A 25,370-nucleotide genomic window follows, 5' to 3' on the forward strand; every position below is an offset into this window, starting at 1 on the left:
TCGTGACCACCCAGCAAACTTTTGCATTTATGGAATTCGCGACTCCATCGGTCCCCTCGGTGACCGGAACGCGGACGGCGAAAATGCAGACGGTCAAACCGGCAACGCTGCCCCCGCAACAGAAAACGGAGAAGCAAACTCCTGCCATCTCGGTTTCAAAACCTGCTTCGCCTGCCGAGTTGTCGAATGCAGAAACGGATCGGAAATCGATCTTAGACCGACTGCGTCAGAAAGCTCGCTGCGTGACAGCATCCTCGACCAAGACACGGATGTCACTACCGACCGGTTGCTTCGCGATCGACCAAGAATTGTTGCAAGGTGGATTGCGAGCCGATGCGGTGACCGAGTGGATTGCGGATAGCGACAGCAGTGGTGCGGCAGCGTTATCGATGGCTGTCGCTGCGAATTGTTTGCGTCTCGACCGTTTGATGGGGCCAATCGTGATCGTCGATACCAATCATTCTTTCTTTCCACCCGCAGCGATTTCGCTCGGCATCCCGGCTGACCGGATGATTTTGGTGCGTCCCCATTGCCATCGTGATTGCGTTTGGGCGATCGATCAAGCGCTTCGCTGTGAAGCGGTCGCCGCGGTTTGGTCGATTGTCCGATCAAGGCTCAATGACTGTGATGCGCGTCGTTTTCAACTCGCCGCCGAAGAAGGCTGCACGACGGGCCTACTCGTTCGTCCTGCTTCCGCACGCGGCCAAGCAAATTTCGCCGACGCTCGGCTGCACGTCAAACGCATTGCAGCGGAATCCGCCCCTCAGCGAAAAGCCGACGCATCCTGCTCGTCTCGTTTGGGCACGCCGCTCGAAGTGACCCTCGATCGCGGACGCGGGCACAGCCGAGGTAAACGTGTTTGGGTCCAAATTGACGATTCTGCTCGGCTGCAATCGATTGCTCATCCGCAAACGAGAGACGCTGCGAAGAAAGATTCCCATGACAAAACGACTGCTGTGCATTTGGCTTCCCAATTGGCCCATCCAAAGCCATCGTCAACTCGAACAAGTCCAGACCGAAAACGCCGCGCCTGATTCCGATTCGTCTCGGTCTCAATCGATTACGGTGTTGTGGAGTGAAAACGCTCGGCGAAGCCGCGTGGTGGTGGCATGTTGCGATGCCGCATCGATGCTCGGAGTGCGAATAGGAATGCCCTTGATCCGAGCGAATCAATTGCTTTCGCATTCACCGGAGGTTGGGAAAGAAGAGCTTCATGTCCTGCCTCATGATCGGCAGGCGGATCATCAATCGCTCGAGCGATTGGCTGAACAAATTCAAGCATCGTTTTGCCCCAAGGTGGCAGTCGAATCGCTTGGAGAAAAAGCTTGGGCTGGTTTTCCACGCCATCAAGCCGAATCGTTGCTCTGCGATATTTCAGGTGTCGCCCATTTGTTTGGAGATGAGCAAAGAATGGTTGCCGCAGTGGTGAAACACTTGGCGGACGCCCATCCGATACCGCTGCATGCGAGATTGGCGATTGCCCCAAATGGAGCCGCCGCCTGGGCATTGGCCCATTTCGGGAAGCAAGCGGTCGAAATGACCGATGATGACAATCTTGTTTCTTCGATCGAAACTTTACCTGTCGAGTCGCTTCGACTTGAAACCTCGGTCGTCGAAACATTGCATCGACTTGGCGTTGAACGAATCGACCAATTGCTCAAACTGCCGCGTGATGGTTTGGCAACACGGTTGGGCAAACCGCTGGTGAACCGAATCAGCCAAATACTTGGACAGCTTGATGAACCGATCATCGTCCATCATCCACAACCGATCCTAAGCTTCCGTGATGAACTTGAGTATCCAACCCGAGACCGCGATATATTACTCGACCGGGTCGAGCGATTGATTGACCGAATTTGCGAAGGTTTGGTGCAGCGTCGTCATGGAGCACTTCGTTTGCGATGCCACCTAAGCCTAACGCCGCAGTCGCCTATTACGATGACGATTGGTCTGTTCGCACCGAGCCAAGAAAAAAAACATCTACTTTCGCTGATCAGCACTCGTTTTGAAACGCTCTCCATCCGGCACGATGTGGTCAAAATCAAAATGGATGTTCCATTGACCGCACCACTTCGCCATTCGCAATCTGAATTGTTTGCGAGTGACGTCACTACACAAGCATCATCATCATCACTCGCTTTTGGAGGTTCTTCGCTATCGCGTTTCGTCGATTCTCTTAGCGGTCGCTTGGGGCGAGACACGGTATGGAGCGTCGAAGCGACGAAGGATTCTTTACCCGAGAATTCCTACAAACTGACGATCATGACAGGAAACCAGAACCGTGCAAACCGTAAAATGCGCCCCAGTCGCACCATTCGACCGGCAAAGACGAACACGGGCGGCGAGTCAAAGGCTCGAACGGCAAACCATTTACCGTCTCACGCCGATGCGATGCGGCGCCCGCTAACGGTACTGAGCCAACCGATGACTTTGCAGCCCGCTGATGGCAATTCGCTAAACCTGGGTGACGTTCCAGAGGCATTTCGTTTGCGTGGGCAAACACACCGAATCACCCGCTGTTGGGGACCAGAGCGAATCGAAACGCAGTGGTGGAATGGTCCATCGATTCGTCGTGACTACTACCGAGTCGAGACGTCGGAGGGTCGATGGTGGTGGATCTATCGAGATTTTTCGGAGAGCAAATCGGGCTCACAAAAGAGCACGTGGATGTTACACGGGCAATTTACTTAAGGCGGCGCACGCCGCAATCGCCACCAAACATCTTGATCAAAAATCGTCCAAACGGTTGCATCTGTACTGAACATAATGGTGGACGCACGAGATGGCACCATAAAACTTACTATTTAGCAAGAATATGCGGGCATATCACTGCGGTTTCTTGTCCTCGAAGTAGCGTCTTGTACTAAGCAGCGGAATCCACCCAGAAAAATGGTTCCGAGCCAAACAGGCTGTGCTATCAAGTTTACAATTTCTCTATTTCTCTCCTTTCAATGGAACACCCAATGAAAAAGTCGTTCTTCAGCTTTGCACTCGCGTTTGTCGCCACGATCAGCGGCACAACTGCGTTTGCACAATGTGACTGCGGCGCCACCCAGTCATCCGTTATGGTTGCGGGTAACCCCGTGGTCGAGTCAAGTGGATGTGGTGGATGTGCCCCACAAACCACAACCAAGACCATCATGGTTCCGCAACAGGTAATGGAGACCCAAATGGTCACCGTAACCAAAATGCAACAAGAAACTCGCACACGGGAAGTTACCGTGATGAAGAGTGTCCCTCGGCAAGAAACTCGCACCCGCACCGTTACCAAGAGTGTGCCTCGCCAAGTCACCAAGACTCAGACCTACACCGAAATGGTTGCCCAACAAGAAACGCAGGACTACACCGTTCAGGTTCCTGTAACGACGCAAGTCGCTCAGGAATACACCGTCAACGTGCCACGCACCGAGTCGATCGAAGTCCCTTACACGGTTCAAGTTCCTGTGACGACTCAGGTCGAAGTTCCTTACACGGTTTGCGTTCCGTACACCGAAACGGCTACTCGTACCTTTACCGTCAACGTGCCTTACACCGAGATGGTTGAGCAAAGCTACACCGTTTGTGTGCCTTACACCGAAACGAAGACGCAAGAGTACAGCGTGAACGTTCCTTACACCGAGGAAGTTGAGCAAAGCTACCAAGTCTCGGTTCCTTACACCGAGACGATGACCGGTACAAAGACCGTTTGCCAACGCGTTCCCGTGACTCAGTACCGCACGGTATCGAAAGACATGGGATCGTATCAATGCGTTACCGAAGAAGTCCAAGCATCTAGCTGTGGCGGCGGTTGCAACAGCGGTTGTGGTTGCTCGCAAACCGTTTCAAAGCGAGTTTGGGTTCCAAACGTTGTTTGCGAACAAGTTCCTTACACGACTTACACGACCGAGCAAGTGGAGCAGCCTTACACGTACGAAGTGACCAAGACTCGCAACGAAACACGCACACGTATGGTGCCTGTGCAAAAATGCCGTACCGAAACGCGTACTCGCAGCTACGAAGTGACGAAGACTCGTCAAGAAACACGAACGCGTCAAGTTCCTGTGCAACGATGCCGTCAAGAGCAACGTACTCAAGAGTACCAAGTAACGAAGACTCGCAGCGAAGAGCGAACCCGTACGGAAAACCGCACGAGCTACACGACCGAGCAACGAAAACGCACGCAACAAGTTTGCAAAATGGTTGCTGAAACTCGCACTCGCATGGTTCCTCAAACAACCATGACGACGGAAACACGTCAACGCACCGTTACGAAGATGGTTCCTGTGCAAAAGACTCGTGAGTACACCGTTACCGAGTGCGACCAAGTTCAAGAAGAAGTTTCTTACACCGTTACGGTTGTGGATCAAGTTCCTGAAACGAAGACCGAAACGTACACCGTGTGCGTTCCTGTCCAAGTTGAAAAAGAAGTTCAAGTTTGCAAGACCATCATGGTCCCACAAACCGTTGAAGTTCCTGTCAGCAGCGGATGCGGCCAAGCAGTCGGCAGTGGGTGCAGCGGCGGATGTGGCCAAGCCGTCAGCACTGGCTGCGGATGCTAGACGCAGCACTCGGTCAAGCTTGACCGAGTAAGTGATCTCTCCACTAACGAGAAGGGCGGTATCCAAATCTTGGATGCCGTCCTTTTTCGTTTTCCGCTTGACATTGCCACGACCGTGCATCTCGAGAAACAGGGACGAGGGTCCGGCAAAACGTTTGGCAGAGGAATGAATGACAAAGCATCAGGTGCCCGAAAATGCTTCATGCTGCGCTGCTCTTTATCGGACGGCTCGGTGTAGCCTACCTCTTTGCCATTAGATCGAAATTGCTCCGCTTTGCTTCTTCATTGATCCGCGAAGCGGAGTGAGTTAGGCAGCATCAACCAATTCAATCTTAATCGACTTACCTACCGCTTTTGCAATCCTCAACAACGTATCAATTTTCGGGTTTGAATTTACCCCCGATTCGATCCGTCGTACGGCCTGCTTCGTCATCCCCGCTCGCTCAGCAACTTCAGCCAAGCTCATCCCCGCCGCTAAGCGAGCTGCGCGAAGTGAACGGGACACTTCACTCGACGGACGCTTTGGATGTCCCAACTCCTCTCGGACTTGAGCCTCGATCTCGTCAACGTAACACTTGTCAAGTTTGCGTTGTTCAGGCGTTAGGTCTAAAACAATCCGACGATCGCCTTTCGCTTTGGCCTCTTCAATTTGACGTTTCTGCTCCACCGTTAATTCAAATGGAAGCACGGCATTAGCCCTCTGGGTAATAAGCGGTAATCGGATAAACCGTCAATCCATCGGCTCCCAATTCATAAACGCAAACAATCTCCTCGCCACGATTATCACACCCAAACGCCAACGGACGACCACGGTTGCAACTCGTCGCCTTACGATCAGGATTACAGACAATCTCTTCAAAATTGTCGGGGTCAACACCGTTGAGTTCAAGCTTTTCATGGCGATCAGGAGTCAAAAAGAATTTGTAAAACGGCATCTATTCACTCCTGCATCCGTTGCCTTTAAATAGACCACGAGGTGCATCGAAAGGCAGCTTACGCTGTTTGGAAAGATACAATTTTGTACCATTTGGTGCCATCGATAAAGTGAACCGGTAGCAACGCGAGTTGCTCCTCAAAACTCCTAGCATCTGTATTGTGGATGGCAGCAAACGACTTTTTATTGGGTTTAGAACAAGTAAGGCTGATTCTTGGCAAATCCCATGAGTTTTCTGAAAACCGATACTTTTCCTTGAATAAATTGGCGTGCCTGCAGGGTCTTTGTATTAGTGATCATCACGAATGATGTTTTTATGCGGCTGTGGCTTCCAGCTCCAACGCTTTATTAACGGTGCTGGAAGACCTGGACACTTTTGGTTGTGGCGATGCCGCCTTACGATCCAGCTTTGTCAGTGACGAACGATTCTAGCCCGGATGATTCATTAGCCGTTTTGGCGATAGCGGGCTGTCGATTTAATCGTTTAACGCTTAGCCGAAGGCGTCAGCTTTTCCGTAAGCGGTCGCCTACGGCTTGGCGTTAAACGATAAGTCGATTTAATCGTTTAACGCTTAGCCGAAGGCGTCAGCTTTTCCATAAGCGGTCGCCTATGGCTTGGCGTTAAACAATCAGTCGAGCCAAACCGATTAAATCGACAGGCCGCTAACGCCAAAACGGCTAGTACCTAGACTGTTTTTCGAGCAATGAACGTAAACGCTTGAAGGCGTAGACGTTAGCAAAACAATTTGCAAGCCCATGAATAATCCGGGCTAGTGGTCTGCCTCCGTTCCGCCTGTTCTTGGTGGTAAATTCGTTTGTCAAAAAATCGGAACACCCGTGAACCGTCCAAACTCGAACTTGAACGGATTCGAGGACGCCACACCAAGTCACTGTTCCAATCCCCGCCGAGCGGCAATGGCGAGCGTGTCAGCAATGGTTTCACTCGGTCCGGGTGGATGCCGTCCGGGCGTCGCTAATTGATTGCATGTCCCGGCGGTTGATCGCGATGATCACTTCGACGAATTGTTTACGCGTTTCAGGCGACACTTGCGGCAACCGCTGAGCCAAATCGATCATCGAATGCGGATTCCGCTTTGATGCTTCGGAGATCTGACTTAAAAAGCGGGCGGTTTCAATAAAGTTAGCATCTGCCGATCGACCGATAAATCCGCTCAAGCCACGGGCGATAAGGTCAGCCCCAAGACTGTCGAATTGAACAAAGCAATCGAGGGTACCGGTAACGGTCGTGTTGTCATCTGCCGATTTCGCGTAGGTACTGCGAAACACGAAAACGCCACTGCCTTGGATCGGCTTGGCAACCATTTTGCCATCGTAATAGCCATCGGCGACGAAGATATGTAGATTCCGATCGCCGTAAACCAAATCCATTTGACAGGTGGTACCGCTGCCATCCGACGCATCGATTTGGTAGGGCCCCGTCCGCGTCGTCTCCACTTGCGTGACCCCCATCACGTCCCACATGCCGACCAGGACTTCAGGGTTACGGGTGACAAACAAAAACAGGTCACGATCGCAGGCGATCGCTTGGGTTGGCAATTGCCGATAAATCGTCGGCGAATTGACAATCGACATGATCCGTTTTTGGGCCGACGCGGTCAAACGGTGCATCGGCAAACTAGCAATCACCTGAGCACGCCGCTCGGCCGACGCGGATCCGGTTTGAGAATCATCGGTTTGGCCCACCCCAGAAAGTCGGCTGAGCAAGCCCTCAGCGCGAGCGTTGGTCGCGGCGATGCCTTGGAAAGCGAAGCCGAGGATAGCGATCACGGTTATCGCTCGCAGCCGCCGATAGCGTCTGACGCCATCGAGCGGTGAGCCGTTCTCCGGTAGGGGCGTATAGCGGCAGCTATCGCGCACAAGTTGCCTTATCGATCCGCTTGGCACCAGCCGTCCCCCACTATGAATTGACCGCGGTCCACCTTACCACGGCTCAAGATGCCTCCGGCGAACTTACCGGTTGCAGTGCTTAACGTTATGTTTCGGTCTTTGGCGAAGGTAAAGTTGAGGAAAACTGTGCGGGTCGTCATCGGATCAATGCCCCCCTCCCTATTGGAATGCCCGGTCTCGACATCGTGCTTGGATTGTCGATAATCGTTCGGTTGACCGAATTCCCCACAATCCAAGTTGTTTTCAAGCAGCTTGGGAATGCACAAAACGCGAGTAAAAAGATGGCAAAAAAAACAATCGATCAAGTAGAAGTTGCTGGCAAAACCGTCCTCATGCGAGTCGACTTTAACGTTCCGCTTGAAGATGACCAATCGATCAGCGACGATCGACGCATTCGCATGGCAATGCCGAGTATCAAAAGTGTGATCGATCGCGGTGGGCGGGTGATTTTGATGAGCCATTTGGGCCGTCCCAAGGGGGAAGGCGACGATTCGAAGTTCTCGCTTGCACCGACTGCGAAGCGTTTGTCAGAACTGCTTGGCAAACCGGTCGCATTTGCAACCGATACCGTCGGTGACGATGCGACCAAGAAAGCGGCTTCCATGAGCGATGGCGACGTTTTGGTACTCGAAAACCTACGCTTCAACGCTGGTGAAAAGAAGGGTGACGGAGATTTTGCCAGCAAGTTGGCTGCGATGGCCGACGTTTATTGCAACGACGCCTTCGGTACTTGCCACCGCAAGGATGCGTCAATGGTCGCCGTACCCGAAGCGATGGCTGGAAAACCTCGCGTTGTGGGTCACTTGGTTGCCAAGGAAATCGCCTACCTAAGCGACGCGATCAGCAACGCCTCGCGTCCGTTTGTCGCCATTTTGGGCGGTGCAAAAGTGAGCGACAAAATCAACGTCATCAACAATCTGCTTGGTATTTGTGACACCGTGATGATCGGTGGCGCAATGGCTTATACTTTCTCGTTGGCCAAAGGTGGCAAGGTCGGTGATAGCTTGGTCGAAGCCGACAAGGTGGAACTAGCGAAAGAACTCATCGAAAAGGGCGGTGACAAATTGATGCTGCCGGTCGACACGCACTGCGGCGATGCGTTCCGTGCCGATTGCAACAAGCAAGTGGTCGCCGACGGCGAGATTCCCGATGGCTGGCAAGGTTTGGACATCGGTCCGAAAACGGCCAAAAAATTTGCGGACTTGTTGAAGAACGCAAAGACAATCGTTTGGAACGGACCGATGGGCGTTTTCGAAATGCCTCCGTTTGACGAAGGCACCAAAGCGGTCGCCCAAGCCGTCGCCGATAGCGATTCGACAAGCATCATCGGCGGTGGTGACAGTGCCGCAGCCGTCGATCAACTTGGCTTTGCGGATTCTGTGAGTCACGTCAGTACCGGTGGCGGAGCGAGTTTGGCGATGCTGGAAGGCAAGGCATTCGCCGCCGTCGATCTGCTCGACGAAGCGTAGTACCGACGCAAATCTCGTTACAAGGCTCCTGCCTTGTAACGGATGCTTCGCAGGCCCGCGCCTGCCGTGCGGCTATCTCAGGAGGCGGGGAACCTCCCAATATCGTGTCCCCAGGCGGGAGCCTGGGAACAAGGTTAATGCTCGTGGTCGTGATGGCTTATTTCACCGCTATATGGCGTTCCATCAATGGTCACGCTCAACTTTGGTGCCGCGGCGTCATCGTCCATGTGGCTGGCCAAATGATCGTCTTCGATGGTGAAACGCGAAGATTTTCCATCTGTATCACCTGCGTCGGGATTCGCCAGCAGCTTGAATTGCTCAGGTGCTCCATCGTGTAACACGTTGATCACCAATTCTTGCTCCGCGATTCGTACCGGCTCGGCCGCAGCCGAGTCGAGAAGATAGATCGTGACCGATACATCATCGTGTACCAATTCGGCATGATACTCTTCGTCCCCAAGTTCAATGAGCGTTCCACCATTGGGACCGTGAGATGGATGATCGTGGTCATGATCATGGTCTGCTTCGCTAAGAGGTCCCGGTGCCACGTCCGATTCGGGTGGTTGGCAACCGGTTGTTGCAACGAGGGCGGTACAAATCACTACAGCAATCAAATTTTTCATCGTTAACTCTTTGATTCAAGGAGCAAGGGTTTAGTGAGCGTAGCCCAGGCTTCTAGCCTGGGGACCATCGAATTTTATTCAAGGAGCAAGGGTTTAGTGAGCGTAGCCCAGGCTTCTAGCCTGGGGACCATCGAAATGTTTACGTAACTTAGGCCGATCAAACTCAGACAGGAAGCCTAATCTGCTTTTGATTCCTCGACCACTCGTTTGGCCGATTCGACTCCGAACAGCCAAAACAGAGCGGGATGAACGAAAAAGTCCAACAAGGTTGAGCTAATCAAACCGCCGAGAATGACGGTTGCAATCGGATAAAGGATCTCCTTTCCAGCTTCCCCCGATGAAAGAACCAAGGGTAGGAGGGCAATGCCGGACGTCAACGCCGTCATCAAAACGGGTGCCAACCGTTCTCGCCCGGCGCGAACAATCATTGTGGGCGTAAACTGTTCGCCCTCGTGTTCGACCAAATGCAAGTAATGCTGCAAGAGCAAAATTCCGTTGCGTGACGCAATACCTGCTAGGGAGATAAACCCGACCATGGCAGCAATCGTTAGCGTTTGGCCCGTTAACACCAACGCAGCCACAGCACCGATGAATGCCATCGGCAAGGCGGCCATGACCTGCAATGCCAAATTGACGCTATGGAACAGCGTATGCAGCACCATAAAGACGCCGAGCATAGCCAGCACAAACAAGCCTGCAATAATGCGGCTTGCCGATTTCTGGCTTTGAAACTGGCCGCCATATTCGACAAAGTATCCAGTGGGTAGCGAAGCGACCACTGGAGCGATTTGTTTTTGAATGTCATTCACCACATCCACGACACCTCGATCCGACACGTTGCACTGGATCACCACACGCCGCCGTACGTTTTCGCGATTGATCACGTTCGGGCCACCCGACTCATAGATTTTCGCAAGGCTCGACAGCGGAACCATTCCGCCTTCGGGCGTTTGCACGGTCAACCGCTTCAGTTCTTCGATGTTTTCACGGTAGCCTTCCTGCATGCGGATCATCAAATCGAATGTTCGCATCCCGTCGAGAACCTCGGAAACGACTTTGCCATTCATCGCCGTTTCGATATAGGTATTCACATCACTTGACGTCAAACCGTACTCGAGTAACCGGTCTCGATTCAGTTCGATACGCAGTTGTGGAATGACAACTTGCGGTTCTACCAAGGCGTCGGCAACACCGGGGACGGTTTCCATTTCCGCCTTGACCATTTCCGCTTTCTGGCGGAGCAGATCGAGATCGTCTCCATAAATCTTTATTCCAACCTGCGCCTTAACGCCCGACAACATGTGTGAGATCAAGTGGGCGATCGGTTGTTCGACAGCGGTAACGATGCCCGGGATGTCCTGCATCGCATCGCGAATTTCGTCCAGCTGTTGCTCGCGAGTTCTTGGCGAATGGGGGTCCATTTCGATCAGTATTTCGGACATGTGGACACCCTCGGCGTGTTCGTCCAATTCCGCTCGCCCGGTACGCCGCGCAAAACGTTGAACATCGTCAATCTGTTTCAGCGAATTTTCGACGGTCCGCCCGATCTCATTCGATGCCGCCAGTGACGTCCCGGGCGGTAGGACAACATTTAACTGAATCGTCCCCTCGTTGAACGGCGGTAAGAAATCCCGGTCTAATCGAGAAACAAAAATCGCAGCGATAAAAACCACCAGGATAGTGACCGACAGGTTGACCAACGGGAATTTCAAGCTGAAGCGGATCACTCGGTCAGCAATGCCCTTGAGCGTGCGAAGCAAAAGTCCATCGCGTTCCTCTTTTCCATCTTTGCTTCGACCTAGCAGCCAATACGATAAAACAGGCGTTACGGTCAAAGAGACCAGCAACGATGACAAGATCGAGACGATGTAGGCGATCCCCAAGGGGGCGAACAGCCTTCCTTCCATGCCGCCGAGAGCGAACAGCGGAATGAAAACGAGAATCACAATCATGGTCCCAAACACGATCGAACGCCGCACTTCAACGCTAGCGTTGAATACCACCAGCAAAGGGGATCGCGGATTTTCAGACGCACGGTTTTCTTTTAACCTGCGAAAGATGTTTTCAACATCGACAATCGCATCATCCACCAACTCGCCCATTGCGACCGCGATCCCGCCAAGGGTCATCGTATTGATCGACAGACCAAACACCGCAAACACAATCGATGTCATCATTAGCGAAAGCGGAATGGCAGTCAACGTAATGAAGGTCGTTCGCATGTTCAATAAAAACAAGAAGAGAACGACGACGACTAAGATCCCACCATCACGAAGTGCCTCGACAACGTTTTCGATGGCTCGGTCGATAAACGCCTTTTGCGAATAAACGGTCGATAAATGTGTCCCGTTGGGAAGCGTTGGCCCGAGTTCTTCAATTGCCCGCAGCACTTCGCGAGTTACCGATCGCGTATCAGCCCCCGGCTGTTTGTTGATCGTTAACACCACCGCGGGACCGCCGGACCAGCGCTGAAGCGAAGATGGTTGGTCGGAGGTGTCAGATTCGATGCGGACAAATGCCGAGCTATCGCCACGCTTGACTTGAGCCCCTTCGACGACGGATGCGACCTGTGAAAGTAAGACCGGACGACGGTTTCGAATTTTTACCGCTACTTTCTGCAGTTGCTCGATCGATTGAATGCGACCGAGTGATCGGACGAGCAATTCGCTGCCACCTTGGTCGTCTAAGTAACCACCGGTGCCGTTGACATTGCTGCCCGCTACAGCCCGTTCGATCTCGGCAAGCGTCACGCCAAAACGCAGCATTGCATCAGGATCCACCAACACTTGGAACTGTTTTCGCTCGCCACCCATCGTGAAGACTTGCGAAACCCCCGGGATCGTAAGTAAACGTTGACGGACAACCCAGTCCGCCGTTGTACGAAGTTGCATCGTGTCAACTTCTGGATTCTCATTCCACATGCCGAGCATCAAAACTTGGCCCATGATCGAAGAGATCGGTGCCAATTGCGGGAGGATGCCTTGAGGTAATCGATCTTGGACCATCTGCATCCGTTCGGCAACAATTTGCCGATCGGTATAGACGTCGGTTCCATACGCGAACTCGACATAGATGATCGACATGCCTACGCCAGACGAACTTCGGACCGCCTCGACGCCATTGGCTCCATTCATCGCCGTTTCGATAGGAAACGTAATCAGCGACTCGACCTCTTCGGGAGCCATTCCCGGTGCCTCGGTCATGATGACCACGCGAGGCCGATTGAGGTCGGGAAAGACATCGATCGGCATCACCACCGTCTGCCATGCACCATAGACGACAAGGAACAAAGCAGTCGCCATGACCAGCATACGTTGACGAAGCGCAAAACGAATAACGGAATCCAACATCAGTGGTTATGTCCTGCGTGTGGGTCAACGGCACCGCCGGATTGATTCTTGATGGCCATCTGCATCTGGTGGGCGGAACGCATGGCAATCACGTCACCTGGAAAGAGGGCACCGTCATTGGCAATGACCGCATCGTTTTGATCGCGGTGGAGAAGGTGGACCGCGACTCGCTCGAATTGCTTCCCATTTTGCTTGAATACGAACCAATCGGCACCGTCGCGGACAATCGCATCAACGGGGACCACCATTTGGTTTTGCCATTCTTCAACCGGAACTTGTAATTCAAGCCGCTGCCCCAAACGGTATTTCCAATCGAGATAGCGAATGCCTTCTGCGGTCGTGTCGTCACGAATGACCTCATTGGGTAACTCGACAAAGACGGACAAGGTTCTTGAAATAGGGTCAATTCCGTTAGCGACAAAAGCCAATTTCAGGTCGCGGACAATTTCGGTGCCACGAGCACCACTAAAGATGGCGTTGATCGACCAACCTTGTGAGATTGCTTCGTTGATCGCGGTCATGTCGTTCTCAAAGGCACGGCCTTCGATATACAATTGGCTGTAGTCCGACAGCGAACATAGTTTGTCTCCCTCGACAACCGCTTGCCCCTTATGAACCCTTAAGTCCTCGACCACCAACGGGCGATGTTCGTGATCAGAGTGGTTGGGGCTGCCGCTTGAATCGATCGAAGATGGTAAATTCGCTGCATCGTTTTGCGAGAGTGCATAGGAAGCGGGCCAAGCGACCACTTGACTTAAGCGTAGCTCCAACTCTCCGTCTTCGTCGTGGTCATGCCGATCAATATCGGGTGCAACGACTTGCAGTTTTTGCAGCAGTCTTCCCGTCGTTCCGATTTGCTCCACCTGTCGGTCGGACAATCCATGCATGCGAAGTGCTTCACGCTGGGAACGCAGAACGGCTTCGAGTTTGTCTTTGGCGTAGCGACGTTCGAGAAGCGATTTACCCGAGACCGCACCTGTGCGAGTCGCGTCTTCGAGCCGATTGATCTCACGCATTTCAACCTCTAGCTCACTTAGCGTCTTCAGATATTCGGTTTGCCGATCGACCAGCTCTTCATAAGTTAAACGGACTTCCATCAACAATTCACCTGGCATCACTGCTTGCCCGGTCACCGCGTGCACATGAGTCACGACTCCGTTGAGCGGTGATGAAATGACCACTTGCGAGCGGCCTGGTTTGGGTACGATCACCGCCGGAACCGTGATCGAACGTCGGTAGGTCGAAAGCTTCATGCCTCGCAAGTACTCGCCAGTCAAACCCAGATTCTTGATCGCTTGGGGTGTTAGGATGAGGGATGGCGAGTCAGCCGAAGTCGCCGCGGTAGTCGCAGGATCATGCGGAGGCTCATCCACACCATCGCTGGCCTGCGACGTCAAAGTCGCATCCACCCAATTCGACAAAGGCGGCCACCAGAGCATGTAGGTAAGCGCTGCAACAATCACGAGTGTCAATCCGCCGAGGAAACACAGCATCGGTGAGGACAGTTTTGGAAATGTACGACGCATCCAAGACAACTTATTGTTAGTGAATAGTAGGTCCGTCTCACCGAGGCGGACAAAAGTCATTAGTAGGTCCGTCTCTCCGAGGCGGACAAAAGTCATTAGTAGGTCCGTCTCTCCGAGACGGACAATACGCATTGCGATCGTGCATTCGAGTCTCGCAGAGACTCGGCTACGAGTGCTTTGTCCGGATTAAAAAATAGGCTTGGTCGTCGTAAACGAGGTTACGAGTCTTACTGCACGGCGGTCCAAAAGGACTCGTTACCTCGTCCACGACACCTCGTCCACGACCCTAAAAATGAAAGATTGCCAAAGCACTAGCGGCTTAGAGAAGCCAAGATTGTAGGTGCGCGCAGCGATCTGCTGACGATTCGAAAAGCGGGAATGGTTCCGCTGCATTGTCGACTCGTGCAGCCGGCTTACGGTGAAAAGCAGAATCAATGCCCCCCCAATCTTGTGCGAAACAGAAATCGCAGGGTGATGGAGCTGGATCGAATAGCCGCGAATTCCCATCGACGATGCGAACATGACCGGGCAAGAAGCGGCATCGGGATCCATTGCAGTGCGATCCATGTTCGCACGGTATCGGTGGATTCACCGAAGTAACGCTATCATGAGCGGCCAACGAATCGGTTTTGGGGACCACTTCGTACGCATGATCACAACATCGATGCACTTGTTCCAAATCGCATGCGGTAGTGGCAATCGCAGCTTGGCTCGATTCCGAATGCTGGAAACAATCACCATGACGATGATGCGCGCAGCAACCCAGCACCGCGTGAACGGCGAACACGATGAGCGTTAAGAAGTGGATTGGAGCGGACAGCATACGTTTCGTTAAATATTTAGACGTCGGGGCCGTGGCTACCTACTCATCTTTATCTAACACCTTTGATCGGGTCAAGTCTTACAAAACTTAACCCGTGGTTTATCCGAGATGAAAATTTGGGTCGTCGGTCGTGGATTCGACTACTGTTGGCTAAACGTCAAGTCTCTTAAACCGGAATCGCCACTATCGTCAACAATCGGCTCGAGAGCCCCTGATAGCATGCAGCCGTCAACCATTGCGGCGGCTTGAGCAAGTTGAGATTGAGACGCGATGTACTCGATCATTGTGTCAAAATAGGTCCGTCGTGCGACCAACACCTGCAGGAAGTTCGTTTCGCCCGCCTTGTAGGCCGTTTCTGCTAACCGCATACTTTCGGCGGCATTTGGCAGAATTTCGTCCGCATACTTGGTCACCGCCGCTAAGGACGAATCATAATCGCGGGATACAGCCCCAATCCGTGCTCGGATCGAGTTTTCGATCCTCGTCGCTGCCAAAGAGACCTGAGTCAACTCGGCTCGGGCAGCAGCGATATTGCCTTGATTGCGATTGTGAATGGGAATCGGTATGCCCGCTTCGAAATTGATGAGACCCGAACCGGTTCCATTATCGACGCCTGACGCCAGCTGAAAATCGATATTTGGGATCGCTTGTACACATTGGCGATCCAAATTGGCACGAGCTTGGCAAATCCGAGTCTGAGCCGCTTGGTATTCGGGGCTCGAAAAAACGATGGTCGAAGCCAAATCAGACCAGTCAATCTCTAGCAGGCTTTCAGGTAGATCACCGCTAAGTTCCACAGGAGGCATCTGGGGGTTGCCTGCTATCGCAGCCAGTTCACGCCAAGCTGCCTGAAAGCGGACTTCCGCTTGCTGAAGCGCCAACTCGATTTCATTCTTTTGCACTTTTGCTTGCAAGACATCTAGCTGGGAACCCTCGAGAGCTTCTTTACGGAGTTCTGCTAATTCGAGTCCTTTCTCGACGACTGACAGGAACTCGCGAATTTCACTGGCTTGTTTTTGCGCAGCCAACGCATCAAAGTACTTCATCCGGATGTCGGTCACGACTCGATATTTCTGGGCTTCGAGCTGCTGTCGTTGAGCGCGTAGTGTTTCGTTGAGCACCCGCCGATTGAGCGCCAGCTTGCCAGCGGTAACAATCGTTTGCGAGATAAAGACGACATGCTGGTCCGTTCCTTGATCGGCCAATTGGACCGCTTGGTAGCCGATAACCGGATTGGCTTTCAAGCCGACTTGCTGACGATACCCAGCCGCCTTTTGCGTGGTTGCAACCAATTCCTGAATCGTCGGGTTGTTCCCTAAGGCTAAAGCTTCGAAGTCGGACAAGGACATCGATCCTTCTTCGCTAGCAAATAACGGCTCGCTAGCAAACATCGGCTCGCTAGCAAATAACGGCTCGCTCGTGACGACCTCCGCGGTCTCGGTAGCAAGCGTTTCCAAGTTTGTGTCGACCAGCAGCGCTTCATCGTAGGCGACTAGCTCGATTGGTTTAGCCTGCGGCACGAGATCCACCGCATCATCACCCACCGCATCATTCTCGGGCGTTGGCGGGCCGGTAGCGGCGATCGATTCCGTTGGCTCGGTGTCGCTTGATAATCCGACCATTCCTGGCAAAGCTGAGACCGATGCACAGCCGGACAAAACAACGGCGACGGAATAACAGAGCAGCACTCCAGTGTGCTGGAGCCGAAACGATGACATAGCGGGTCTCACGCGAGAGCGGGGAACGAGATAGCGTCTCCTACTAGACGCATCCATTCCATTGAATCGGAAACCGATCATGCCGTTGTTGTGGCAAACAACGGTAATGCCGATCCTTCACGTGCTGGTCGCCCGGGCGACCGTTAAAACCGGAGCAGTTTATTTGACGAGTTGCGACCAAAGCACCCCGGCTGCGATACCGGACCCGATCACGCCGGCAACATTGGGGGCCATCGCGTGCATCAGCAAAAAGTTTTGTGGATCTTCTTTTTGTCCGACCATTTGCACGACGCGAGCCGCATCAGGAACTGCCGAAACGCCCGCTGCTCCGACAAGCGGATTGATCTTATCCGTCAAGAACAGATTCATAATTTTCGCAAACAGCACTCCGCCAGCCGTCGCAACCGAAAAGGCAATGGCTCCAAGAGCAAAAATCAAGATCGAATTCTTATTCAAGAAATACGGAGCACTGGTGCTGGCACCGACGCAGAATCCAAGCAGAATCGTGACGATGTCAATCATGGCCGTTCGTGCGGTGACCGCCAATCGCTCCGTGACCGTGCATTCCTTCAGCAGATTACCGAAAAACAGCATTCCAATCAAAACGATTGAACCGGGAGCAAGTAACGCACAGATCAAAAAGGCGATGATCGGGAACAAAATTCGCTCACGAGTCGAAACTTGTCGAGAGGCTTTCATGCGAATCAAACGCTCTTTTTTGGTCGTCAACAACTTCATGATTGGTGGTTGAATGACCGGTACAAGAGCCATGTAGGAGTAGGCGGCAATCGCAATCGCTCCGAGTAATTCCGGAGCAAGCTTTGCGGACAAGAAAATAGCGGTCGGACCGTCGGCACCACCGATGATGCCAATCGCCCCTGCTTGATTCGGATCAAAACCGAGCATCAACGCTCCAACAAAGGTGCCGAACACCCCGATCTGAGCCGCTCCACCTAGCAAGATCAGCTTGGGGTTGGACAGCATGGTTGAGAAGTCGGTCATCGCACCAATCCCCAAAAAGATGAGCGGCGGATAGACCCCGTTGGAGACACCGAAGTAAAGATACTGCAGCACGCTGCCTTGGTCGTAAACGCTGAGCGGCATCCCTTCGACGGCAGGAATATTGCCAACAACCACACCAAAACCGATGGGAACCAATAGCAACGGTTCGTAGTCCTTAGCAATTGCCAAGTACACAAAAAACAAACCGATGATGATCATGAGCGCATTGCCAAGTTCCAAGTTGGGCAACGCGGTTGTATGGATCAGTTGTTCGAGCTTGGTGAACAGGTATTGCGACAGAATCATCTTTGTATGTCAATTCTTATGTTTGTTTGTCTTAAAAACACTAGCTGAAGGATCTTTCACAAAATCCACTACTTCAACGCTGAAGGACCTTTCGCAAGATCCACTACCATTCCTCTAGCGATCACGCGGCTTCAGTTTATGCGACGCGTGGTGCTGGATTCGCCCTTGCAATGTCCAAGCCAATTCCGATGCCGTCAGCTGTCGAGTGCGTACGATGCGATGGGGGCGGTCCATGATGGATGCGACCGCGGCTGCGATCACCACCGCAACCTCTTCGGGAACACCGCCAATCATTTCACCCGCATTCGCGCCGCCTGATGCCGCGGGTTTCGCCTTCGGCTTGGCCGCCTTGTGGTGATGTGCATTCGAAGGGAACACCTTTTCCACCAACACCATCGCTCGCGGCAACATGCTGACGAAGAAGATCAATATCAACAAAGCGCTGAACACGACCGACATCCCCATGATGGCAAGCGTGATTCCAGTTTCGCTAAATAGCGCTTCGGTATGAATGGTAAAGAGAGGTACGTTTGGCATAGTCACTCGAGTGCAGTTATTTGTAGCGCGGCATTCGGAAGCATGTGAAAATGAATGGCATGGATTCGCTTTTACTCAAGCTCGACGAGGACTTGACCATCTTGGACCGATTCGCCAACGGATACATTTATACTCTTCACCGTGGCGTCCGCCGGTGCAATGATTTGATTTTCCATTTTCATCGCTTCGAGCACGAGAAGCAATTGGCCGCTGCCGACCGTTTCGCCTTCTTCCACGTCGATCGACAAGATCACTCCCGCCATCGGGCTCGCGATACTGCCGTGCGAAAGGGGTTGACGTGGTGCCGCCGCCGCAGCCGCTTTCATCGGTGCAGCAGGCGCGGCCGACGGTGTCGCCGGATGACTGGCCCAAGATTGTGGCGATGGATCCTCCGAATCAAGTGTTTCCACGGTTACGTCGTAGGATTTGTCACCAATCGTGATTCTCAGCTTTTTCATTCTTCAAACTTTCCAGGATAATCGATGCAGTAATAAATAACGGATGGGAGGAGAGGGACGCACACGGCCTAAAGAGGGATCAAGCCGTGCTTTTTCGGCGGCCGTGTTTCGCTCTTCATCAACGTGTTGCGCAACGCCAACGACACGGCACCACGAGTCATTTCGGGAGTGATCACATCGGTAATCATACCCCGAGAAGCTGCCATGTAGGGCGACGCAAATCGAGAATGGTACTCATCGGTCAATTCTTTGCGTTTTTCGTTGGGGTCTTCCGCATTGGCAATTTCTCGACGATACAAGATATTGACCGCACCGTTGGCTCCCATCACGGCGATTTCAGCGGTCGGCCATGCTAACACAACATCCGCTCCCATGTCGCGGCTGCACATCGCCAGATAAGATCCGCCGTACGCTTTCCGCGTAATCACCGTGATCTTTGGCACGGTGGCGGCGGAATAAGCAAACAACATTTTCGCACCGTGACGAATGATTCCGCCCTGCTCTTGCTGCACACCAGGCAAGAAGCCAGGTACGTCGACCAATGTCAAAAGCGGAATGTTGAATGCGTTGCAGAATCGTATAAACCGAGCCGCTTTGTCCGAAGCATCAATGTCGATCGTGCCTGCTTTGACCTTCGGTTGATTGGCGACCACCCCGACAACCACTCCGTCAACTCGCGCGAAGGCAACGATTATGTTTTGAGCGAATTGTTGATGGACTTCTAAGTACTTTCCATCGTCGACGACGCGGCGAATCACCTCGTACATGTCCATCGAGCCCTTCGCATCCTCCGGTACAATGTCGTTCATCGATTCGTCCGGCTCCATGCTGATCGATGGCGCTGGCATGTGGGGCGGATTTTCAACATTATTCGATGGCAGGTAACTCAGGAGCTCGCGAACCAAGTCCAATGCGTGCTCGTCGTTATCAGCGACAAAGTGCACATTACCGCTAATCCCCGCATTCGCAGCCGCACTGCCAATCTCTTCCATCGTCGTTTCGACTCCGGTTGCGGCTTTAATCACCTGAGGACCGCAAATGAACATGTTCGCGTTTTCGCGTGTCATGATCAAAAAGTCCATCAACGCGGGGGAATAGGCAGCACCACCGGCACAATTTCCGGCAATCACCGCGATTTGAGGAACACATCCCGACAAGATCACGTTGCGATAGAATACTTGTCCATATCCTGATAAGGCGTCCACGCCCTCTTGAATTCTGGCTCCTCCCGAATCATTAATCGCCACAAACGGCAAACCGCATTGGCTGGCGTAGTCCATCAAGTCGCAAATTTTCTTTGCATGCCGCTGGCCAAGTGCACCACCACCCACCGCGGTGTCCTGGCTGAAGGACGCGACGGGACGACCAAGCATCTGGCCGACCCCGGTGACCACGCCGTCGGCCGGTAACACTTTCTTTTCCATCCCAAAATCGTGACAAGCGTGCTCGACATGCATGCCCCATTCCTGGAACGTCTGCGCGTCGAACAAGTAGTCGAGTCGTTCGCGTGCCGTTAATTGCCCTTTGGCATGTTGTTTGTCGATGCGTTCTTGGCCGCCAGCAGCAGTCGCTGCGGTTCGTCGCTTTTCGAGGTCGTCTAAAAGTTCTTGCTTGATGGTCATTTTGAGTCGCTGACGTTGAGGTTCACTTTTCAGGTCATTCAGAGCGTAGGCATTGTCTCGAACAGATTCAATAGGGGAGTCTTCTCTCCATGGAACGACGTTCAATCTCGCTGCCGTTCCTGTAACGATACTCCATCTAAAAACCCTGTATAGTGGCACTTTTTCGTCGTTTCAGGCTCGCTGCGTGATTCAAAGTTTTGCGGTTTCGTTTTGCACTGCCTGAGTTGGCTCTCGCGACAAAACGCCATTTTTACCGCGAGGTTTTGTTTTCTTGCCTCCGGAGTCATCCATGGAAATTAAGTCGCCCCTAAGTGGGTCAGGAGGGTGTACGGATGCCTGAACCAGGATTTCGTAACGCTACAATATGCCGCTGCTTCGAATCGTGGTCGGAACAGCCGAAAAGGTGTTCGCTGCGTCAATAATCCGCACCTACTTCATCAAACTTGGCGTTCCAAGTAAACTCAATGGCTCAGTAAACTCATGGGCTAATCGAGATCCAGTGAACTGCCGATTGAAGTTCAGTCGGGCAGGTCGGTCTGCAAGAATATCATTATGATTCACAAAGGAAAAACACAGATGCCAAGTAACGCTTTCCCCCGGTTGACGGCTGAGGAAGCTGCCGAGTTGATCAACCACAATGACCTCGTCGCGATGAGTGGTTTCACAGCTGCAGGTGCCGCCAAAGCAGTCCCGCGTGCACTTGCGAAACGAGCGACTTCGCTGCACGAAGAGGGTAAGCCTTTTCAAATTCGTGTCATCACCGGCGCTTCGACCGGCGAGAGTCTTGATGATCGCCTAGCCGAAGCCGACGCGGTCAGTTGGCGAGCCCCCTATCAATCGTCACGCGCGATGCGGCAAAAAATCAACGAAGGCAAAGTTGCCTTTGTGGACATGCACCTTTCCCATGTGCCGCAATCCGTCTTGTTCGGCTTCTTTGGCGACGTCAATGTCGCGGTCATCGAAGCGTCGGAAGTGACTGAGGATGGCAAGGTTTACCTGACGACTTCAATTGGAGCTTCCCCAACATTCCTGAAGTGTGCCGACAAGGTCATCATTGAATTGAACAAACGACCTTCGCGAAGAATCAGCGATATGGCTGATATTGTCATTCCTGAACCGCCGCCACATCGGCCTGCACTTAGCCTGCAACATCCTCTCCAGAGGATCGGTAAGAACTATGCCGAAGTCGATCCCCGCAAGATCATCGGCATCGTTGAGACCGATGAAGCCGACGAACTCGGCGGATTTGCCGACTCCGACGAAATCAGCGAAGCGATCGCCGGCCACGTCGTTCGCTTCCTCAGTAAAGAGCTTGCCGACGGACGCATTCCGCCGCAGTTCCTACCGCTACAAAGTGGCGTCGGTAATGTCGCCAATGCCGTCACGAAGGGAATGGGCGATAGTCCCGACATTCCTGACTTTGTGATGTACACCGAAGTCCTTCAATCCGCCGCATTCGATCTGCTGCAAAGCGGTCGACTTCGCGGGGCTAGTACTTGTGCGCTGACGCTAAAGCCCGAGCAAATGCTCGATCTTGCCGATAATATGAACTATTTCTCCAACCGATTGATCTTGCGTCCGCAAGAAATTTCGAACAACCCCGCGGCGGTTCGGCAACTCGGGGTCATCGCACTCAACACCGCACTCGAAGCCGATATCTATGGCCATGCCAATTCGACTCACGTTTGCGGCAACATGATTATGAACGGGATCGGTGGCAGCGGTGACTTCGCTCGTAATGCCTACCTCTCGGTCTTCTTCTGTCCTTCCGTTGCAAAGGGCGGCAAGATATCGACAATCGTGCCAATGTGTACCCACGTCGATCATAACGAGCATTCGGTGCAAGTCGTTGTTACCGAACAAGGACTCGCCGATTTACGAGGACTCGCACCGCAGGCGCGTGCCGAAATGATCATTGAAAAATGTGCCCATCCTGATTATCGCGGTTACTTGAAACAATACCTCAAGGATTCGAAAAATGGGCACATTCGCCATGATCTCGATCACTGTTTCGATCTTCACAAGCGGCTAGCCGAAACCGGATCGATGCTACCCTAAGGCGGCTTTAGTTTTCGATTTCAAATCCAGACGTTTGAAGCTGGTTTCGCACCGCTTCGGAGAAGGCGTCGCCAAATGTGTCCTCCGCTGACTCGTCGGCGGCTTTCGCTTTTTCAGCTGCAATGTATGCGAGACGCTCTCGGTTGACCGCAGCTAGCTTCGCCTTGATTTCCGCTCGGCGTTTGGACATCGATTCAATTTTCTCCATTCGCTGCTCGGGACTCAAACCTTGCATCTCAGCCGGGAACTTTTCCACCTCGAGTTTCCTAACCGCCTCATTGTCTTCTTCGAAGGTGTCAACCAAATCGCGTCCCACGTTGCGATACAATGAACTTGACTTGGCCGCCGCGCGGCTACTAAGCCCACCTGATCCGTAGGCGTTGGAGTCTTGTGCCGCTTGGTTCGCTGCATAACCTTTGCGTTTTTCCTCGGCTCCGTACCACAGATAGGTTTTATTCAGCTCCGCATTGAGCTCGATGATGATCTTATCCTGTGGGCATTTAATGTGGACGACCTGTTCGTCCTGGTTGATGTTCATGTATTTGCCTTCCGCCAATTCCGCTCCATCTTTCCATTTGCCGTTGATGCCAGTTTGGTAGTCACCACAATGGATGGTGTTGACGATGATGCCATGATCAATCGCCTGACGACAGGCCATTTTGTAATCAACGGAGCCTTGGGTGAAAGGTTCGTTACCAGCGATAAAGACTGCTTTGTACGAATTCGGCTCGCCATTCCAATCGAGCCGCTTGATTGCTTCGGAGATAACTTCACCACAGTATTCATCGCCGCCACTTGTGCTTAAGGCAAACAGAGCTTCGGAGACTTTGTCTAAGTCGTCTGTCAATTGCACGACCTGGCGAATGTAGCCCTCGGTTGCTGGTAAATTCGTATTGCCATATTCGAATACGGAAACGCGCAACAGAGGTGTTTTGCCTGCGCGTTTTGCTTTCGCAAACTCTTGAACGATATTCCATAGCTGGCTTTTTGCTTGGTCAATCAGCCCATCCATCGAGTTGGAAGTGTCGAGCAACACCGCCACGTCGACCGCCGGTCGTTCCCCCACGAATGGCCGATTTGTCGACGAGTCCTCTTGCTTTTTCGATTCCGTCTTGATGGTAATCGTGACCTCGTCAGCCTCCGCCGCCGGCGGCCCGAACAAGCCGAAATCGGCTACGAAGGCTGAGACGGAAATCACGATCGCTACCGATTGGAGCGTTCTGTTAATCGTTCGTTTCATCATGGTTCCCCGAGAAAAGTGTGCGTGGGTTGGATCGTCGTCAACGGGTATTTTACCGCAGGTTCGCTGGCCGGGGGGGATGTTTTGCTGAAAATGGATCGGGTTTGCCGATTGCTTAAAGTTTTAGCAATGATCCCTGCCCCGAGTCTCCACGGCGATTAAATCAGAGGCATTCGCTTGACGTTTGGTGGGGGCGGAAAGCGATTCGATTTAGCCAATGGGGGAAGGGATGGGCTACAGCGCACTGCCAAACGGTGGTTTTGGTGAATTGCTTCTCCCCTAAGCAAGTCCATCTGGCTAAGCACCGACAAAGGCATGGCGTGTGCAGGCAGTGGCCCTTAACGAAACCCTTTTTGAATCCCTTTTAGGAACCCCAATGCAAACTGGCCTTTTGATCGACATGGATGGTGTCATCTACCGAAGCAGCGAATTGATCGCTGGCGCAGACGAATTTATTCGCACGCTCAAGCGAGAAAGAATTCCGTTTCTGTTCCTGACGAACAACAGCCAGCGGACGCGCCGCGATGTCACCACAAAACTGCAACGCATGGGCATTGATGTTGAGGAAGAGAATATCTTTACCTGTGCGATGGCAACAGCACGCTTCTTAGCGAAACATAAGCCAAATGGGACCGCGTTCGTTCTTGGCGAAGGAGGTCTTCTGCAAGCATTGCATCTCAACGGTTACTCGGTTGTCGACCATGATCCCGATTTCGTCGTTGTGGGAGAAGGGCGTACGCTAACGCTCGAAAACCTGGAAAACGCAGTCGACATGATCCTCGGAGGCGCAAAACTGATTGCTACCAACATGGATCCCAATTGTCCCACCAAGTCGGGCACTCGTCCGGGCAGCGGGGCGACGGTTGCCTATCTCGAAACGGTTACCGGTCGCAAGGCACTCAACATGGGCAAGCCAAGTCCGATCATGATGCGTGCGGCAAGAAAAGAACTCCAGATGCCAACATCGCAAACCGTAATGGTGGGCGACACCATGGAGACGGATATTCTAGGCGGTGTCCAAATGGGTTACCGGACCATCTTGACGCTCAGTGGCAGCACCAAGCGAGAAGATCTCGATCAATTCGCCTATGGCCCCGATGTCATTGTCGATTCGGTCGCTGAGCTTTGCGATCCAAAAGTCTTCTTTGAAAACCGCTTGCCACGCGGCATTATCGAGGATGACACGGTCGCCAACTTGGCAGCTTGGAAACTGGCAAACGCTTGATTCCCGGTCCGCTGGAAATGCCCGGTCCGCTGGA

Annotated in this window: 20 protein-coding genes; 7 read left to right on the plus strand and 13 right to left on the minus strand. The window is 52.8% G+C overall.

The window, feature by feature from the left end:
* Window positions 1–2 precede the first annotated feature (2 nt).
* From Q31b_RS03095 to Q31b_RS03105, 3 genes are all read left to right on the plus strand, one after another.
* On the plus strand, window positions 3–1,034 hold the full coding sequence (locus tag Q31b_RS03095; RefSeq protein ID WP_197170822.1) for an ImuA family protein: 1,032 nt from the start codon (window positions 3–5) through the stop codon (window positions 1,032–1,034).
* Complete coding sequence (locus Q31b_RS03100) at window positions 940–2,691, plus strand: Y-family DNA polymerase (RefSeq protein WP_146598169.1); 1,752 nt, start codon at window positions 940–942, stop codon at window positions 2,689–2,691. Before Q31b_RS03095 ends, Q31b_RS03100 begins: the two co-directional genes overlap by 95 nt.
* Window positions 2,692–2,963: 272 nt before the next feature.
* The gene (locus Q31b_RS03105) at window positions 2,964–4,538 is read left to right on the plus strand and encodes a hypothetical protein (protein ID WP_146598170.1); all 1,575 of its coding nucleotides are present in this window, start codon (window positions 2,964–2,966) and stop codon (window positions 4,536–4,538) included.
* 306 nt (window positions 4,539–4,844) lie between these two features.
* On the opposite strand, the gene Q31b_RS03110 is transcribed toward Q31b_RS03105, so the two are convergent.
* From Q31b_RS03110 to Q31b_RS03120, 3 genes are all read right to left on the minus strand, one after another.
* A complete protein-coding gene (locus Q31b_RS03110; RefSeq protein WP_146598171.1) occupies window positions 4,845–5,225 on the minus strand; it encodes a helix-turn-helix transcriptional regulator in 381 nt (126 codons plus the stop codon).
* A gap of 4 nt (window positions 5,226–5,229) precedes the next feature.
* A complete protein-coding gene (locus tag Q31b_RS03115; RefSeq protein WP_146598172.1) occupies window positions 5,230–5,472 on the minus strand; it encodes a hypothetical protein in 243 nt (80 codons plus the stop codon).
* Window positions 5,473–6,410: 938 nt separating this feature from the next.
* Entirely contained in the window at window positions 6,411–7,349 is a 939-nt protein-coding gene (locus tag Q31b_RS03120; RefSeq protein ID WP_146598173.1) for a hypothetical protein, read from the minus strand.
* 311 nt (window positions 7,350–7,660) lie between these two features.
* On the opposite strand from Q31b_RS03120, the gene Q31b_RS03125 reads away from it, so the two are divergent.
* Window positions 7,661–8,848, plus strand: coding sequence for a phosphoglycerate kinase (locus tag Q31b_RS03125; protein WP_146598174.1), 1,188 nt, complete (start codon window positions 7,661–7,663; stop codon window positions 8,846–8,848).
* A 134-nt stretch (window positions 8,849–8,982) separates the two neighbouring features.
* Here Q31b_RS03125 and Q31b_RS03130 read toward each other — a convergent pair whose 3' ends face one another.
* The 4 genes from Q31b_RS03130 to Q31b_RS03145 form a co-directional block, all read right to left on the minus strand.
* The gene (locus Q31b_RS03130) at window positions 8,983–9,471 is read right to left on the minus strand and encodes a hypothetical protein (protein WP_146598175.1); all 489 of its coding nucleotides are present in this window, start codon (window positions 9,469–9,471) and stop codon (window positions 8,983–8,985) included.
* A gap of 176 nt (window positions 9,472–9,647) precedes the next feature.
* Complete coding sequence (locus tag Q31b_RS03135) at window positions 9,648–12,821, minus strand: efflux RND transporter permease subunit (RefSeq protein WP_146598176.1); 3,174 nt, start codon at window positions 12,819–12,821, stop codon at window positions 9,648–9,650.
* Window positions 12,821–14,407 (minus strand): efflux RND transporter periplasmic adaptor subunit, encoded by a 1,587-nt coding sequence (locus Q31b_RS03140; protein ID WP_231617265.1) that lies wholly within the window; start codon window positions 14,405–14,407, stop codon window positions 12,821–12,823. The genes Q31b_RS03135 and Q31b_RS03140 overlap by 1 nt, the downstream gene beginning before the upstream one ends.
* Before the next feature lie 195 nt (window positions 14,408–14,602).
* The gene (locus Q31b_RS03145) at window positions 14,603–14,899 is read right to left on the minus strand and encodes a hypothetical protein (protein ID WP_146598177.1); all 297 of its coding nucleotides are present in this window, start codon (window positions 14,897–14,899) and stop codon (window positions 14,603–14,605) included.
* 55 nt (window positions 14,900–14,954) lie between these two features.
* Between Q31b_RS03145 and Q31b_RS03150 the strand changes: the two genes are divergently transcribed.
* A complete protein-coding gene (locus Q31b_RS03150) occupies window positions 14,955–15,146 on the plus strand; it encodes a hypothetical protein (protein WP_146598178.1) in 192 nt (63 codons plus the stop codon).
* Between the two features lie 164 nt (window positions 15,147–15,310).
* On the opposite strand, the gene Q31b_RS03155 is transcribed toward Q31b_RS03150, so the two are convergent.
* The 5 genes from Q31b_RS03155 to Q31b_RS03175 all read right to left on the minus strand — a co-directional run bounded on the left by Q31b_RS03155 (window position 15,311) and on the right by Q31b_RS03175 (window position 20,813).
* Window positions 15,311–16,888, minus strand: coding sequence for a TolC family protein (locus Q31b_RS03155; RefSeq protein WP_231617266.1), 1,578 nt, complete (start codon window positions 16,886–16,888; stop codon window positions 15,311–15,313).
* A 159-nt stretch (window positions 16,889–17,047) separates the two neighbouring features.
* Window positions 17,048–18,196, minus strand: a complete 1,149-nt coding sequence (locus tag Q31b_RS03160; protein ID WP_146598179.1) for a sodium ion-translocating decarboxylase subunit beta — start codon at window positions 18,194–18,196, stop codon at window positions 17,048–17,050.
* A gap of 114 nt (window positions 18,197–18,310) precedes the next feature.
* Window positions 18,311–18,733, minus strand: a complete 423-nt coding sequence (locus tag Q31b_RS03165; RefSeq protein WP_146598180.1) for an OadG family protein — start codon at window positions 18,731–18,733, stop codon at window positions 18,311–18,313.
* Window positions 18,734–18,804: 71 nt separating this feature from the next.
* Window positions 18,805–19,191 (minus strand): acetyl-CoA carboxylase biotin carboxyl carrier protein subunit, encoded by a 387-nt coding sequence (locus Q31b_RS03170; RefSeq protein ID WP_146598181.1) that lies wholly within the window; start codon window positions 19,189–19,191, stop codon window positions 18,805–18,807.
* 68 nt (window positions 19,192–19,259) lie between these two features.
* Entirely contained in the window at window positions 19,260–20,813 is a 1,554-nt protein-coding gene (locus tag Q31b_RS03175) for an acyl-CoA carboxylase subunit beta (protein WP_146598182.1), read from the minus strand.
* A gap of 576 nt (window positions 20,814–21,389) precedes the next feature.
* On the opposite strand from Q31b_RS03175, the gene Q31b_RS03180 reads away from it, so the two are divergent.
* A complete protein-coding gene (locus Q31b_RS03180; RefSeq protein WP_146598183.1) occupies window positions 21,390–22,871 on the plus strand; it encodes a succinate CoA transferase in 1,482 nt (493 codons plus the stop codon).
* 7 nt (window positions 22,872–22,878) lie between these two features.
* Here Q31b_RS03180 and Q31b_RS03185 read toward each other — a convergent pair whose 3' ends face one another.
* The gene (locus Q31b_RS03185; protein WP_146598184.1) at window positions 22,879–24,114 is read right to left on the minus strand and encodes a vWA domain-containing protein; all 1,236 of its coding nucleotides are present in this window, start codon (window positions 24,112–24,114) and stop codon (window positions 22,879–22,881) included.
* Between the two features lie 373 nt (window positions 24,115–24,487).
* Between Q31b_RS03185 and Q31b_RS03190 the strand changes: the two genes are divergently transcribed.
* Window positions 24,488–25,336, plus strand: coding sequence for an HAD-IIA family hydrolase (locus Q31b_RS03190; protein WP_146598185.1), 849 nt, complete (start codon window positions 24,488–24,490; stop codon window positions 25,334–25,336).
* The last annotated feature ends 34 nt before the right edge of the window (window positions 25,337–25,370 follow it).

The sequence above is a fragment of the Novipirellula aureliae genome (genome assembly GCF_007860185.1).
In the GTDB taxonomy this organism is placed as follows: domain Bacteria; phylum Planctomycetota; class Planctomycetia; order Pirellulales; family Pirellulaceae; genus Novipirellula_A; species Novipirellula_A aureliae.

Coding starts and splice junctions, on each gene's coding strand:
- Q31b_RS03105 (WP_146598170.1), top strand. CDS start 2,964: ATGAAAAAGTCGTTCTTCAGCTTTGCACTCGCGTTTGTCGCCACGATC.
- Q31b_RS03100 (WP_146598169.1), top strand. CDS start 940: ATGACAAAACGACTGCTGTGCATTTGGCTTCCCAATTGGCCCATCCAA.
- Q31b_RS03130 (WP_146598175.1), bottom strand. CDS start 9,471: ATGAAAAATTTGATTGCTGTAGTGATTTGTACCGCCCTCGTTGCAACA.
- Q31b_RS03180 (WP_146598183.1), top strand. CDS start 21,390: ATGCCAAGTAACGCTTTCCCCCGGTTGACGGCTGAGGAAGCTGCCGAG.
- Q31b_RS03165 (WP_146598180.1), bottom strand. CDS start 18,733: ATGCCAAACGTACCTCTCTTTACCATTCATACCGAAGCGCTATTTAGC.
- Q31b_RS03140 (WP_231617265.1), bottom strand. CDS start 14,407: ATGACTTTTGTCCGCCTCGGTGAGACGGACCTACTATTCACTAACAAT.
- Q31b_RS03175 (WP_146598182.1), bottom strand. CDS start 20,813: ATGACCATCAAGCAAGAACTTTTAGACGACCTCGAAAAGCGACGAACC.
- Q31b_RS03155 (WP_231617266.1), bottom strand. CDS start 16,888: ATGTCATCGTTTCGGCTCCAGCACACTGGAGTGCTGCTCTGTTATTCC.
- Q31b_RS03135 (WP_146598176.1), bottom strand. CDS start 12,821: ATGTTGGATTCCGTTATTCGTTTTGCGCTTCGTCAACGTATGCTGGTC.
- Q31b_RS03185 (WP_146598184.1), bottom strand. CDS start 24,114: ATGATGAAACGAACGATTAACAGAACGCTCCAATCGGTAGCGATCGTG.
- Q31b_RS03125 (WP_146598174.1), top strand. CDS start 7,661: ATGGCAAAAAAAACAATCGATCAAGTAGAAGTTGCTGGCAAAACCGTC.
- Q31b_RS03160 (WP_146598179.1), bottom strand. CDS start 18,196: ATGATTCTGTCGCAATACCTGTTCACCAAGCTCGAACAACTGATCCAT.
- Q31b_RS03145 (WP_146598177.1), bottom strand. CDS start 14,899: ATGGATCCCGATGCCGCTTCTTGCCCGGTCATGTTCGCATCGTCGATG.
- Q31b_RS03150 (WP_146598178.1), top strand. CDS start 14,955: ATGAGCGGCCAACGAATCGGTTTTGGGGACCACTTCGTACGCATGATC.
- Q31b_RS03170 (WP_146598181.1), bottom strand. CDS start 19,191: ATGAAAAAGCTGAGAATCACGATTGGTGACAAATCCTACGACGTAACC.
- Q31b_RS03190 (WP_146598185.1), top strand. CDS start 24,488: ATGCAAACTGGCCTTTTGATCGACATGGATGGTGTCATCTACCGAAGC.
- Q31b_RS03115 (WP_146598172.1), bottom strand. CDS start 5,472: ATGCCGTTTTACAAATTCTTTTTGACTCCTGATCGCCATGAAAAGCTT.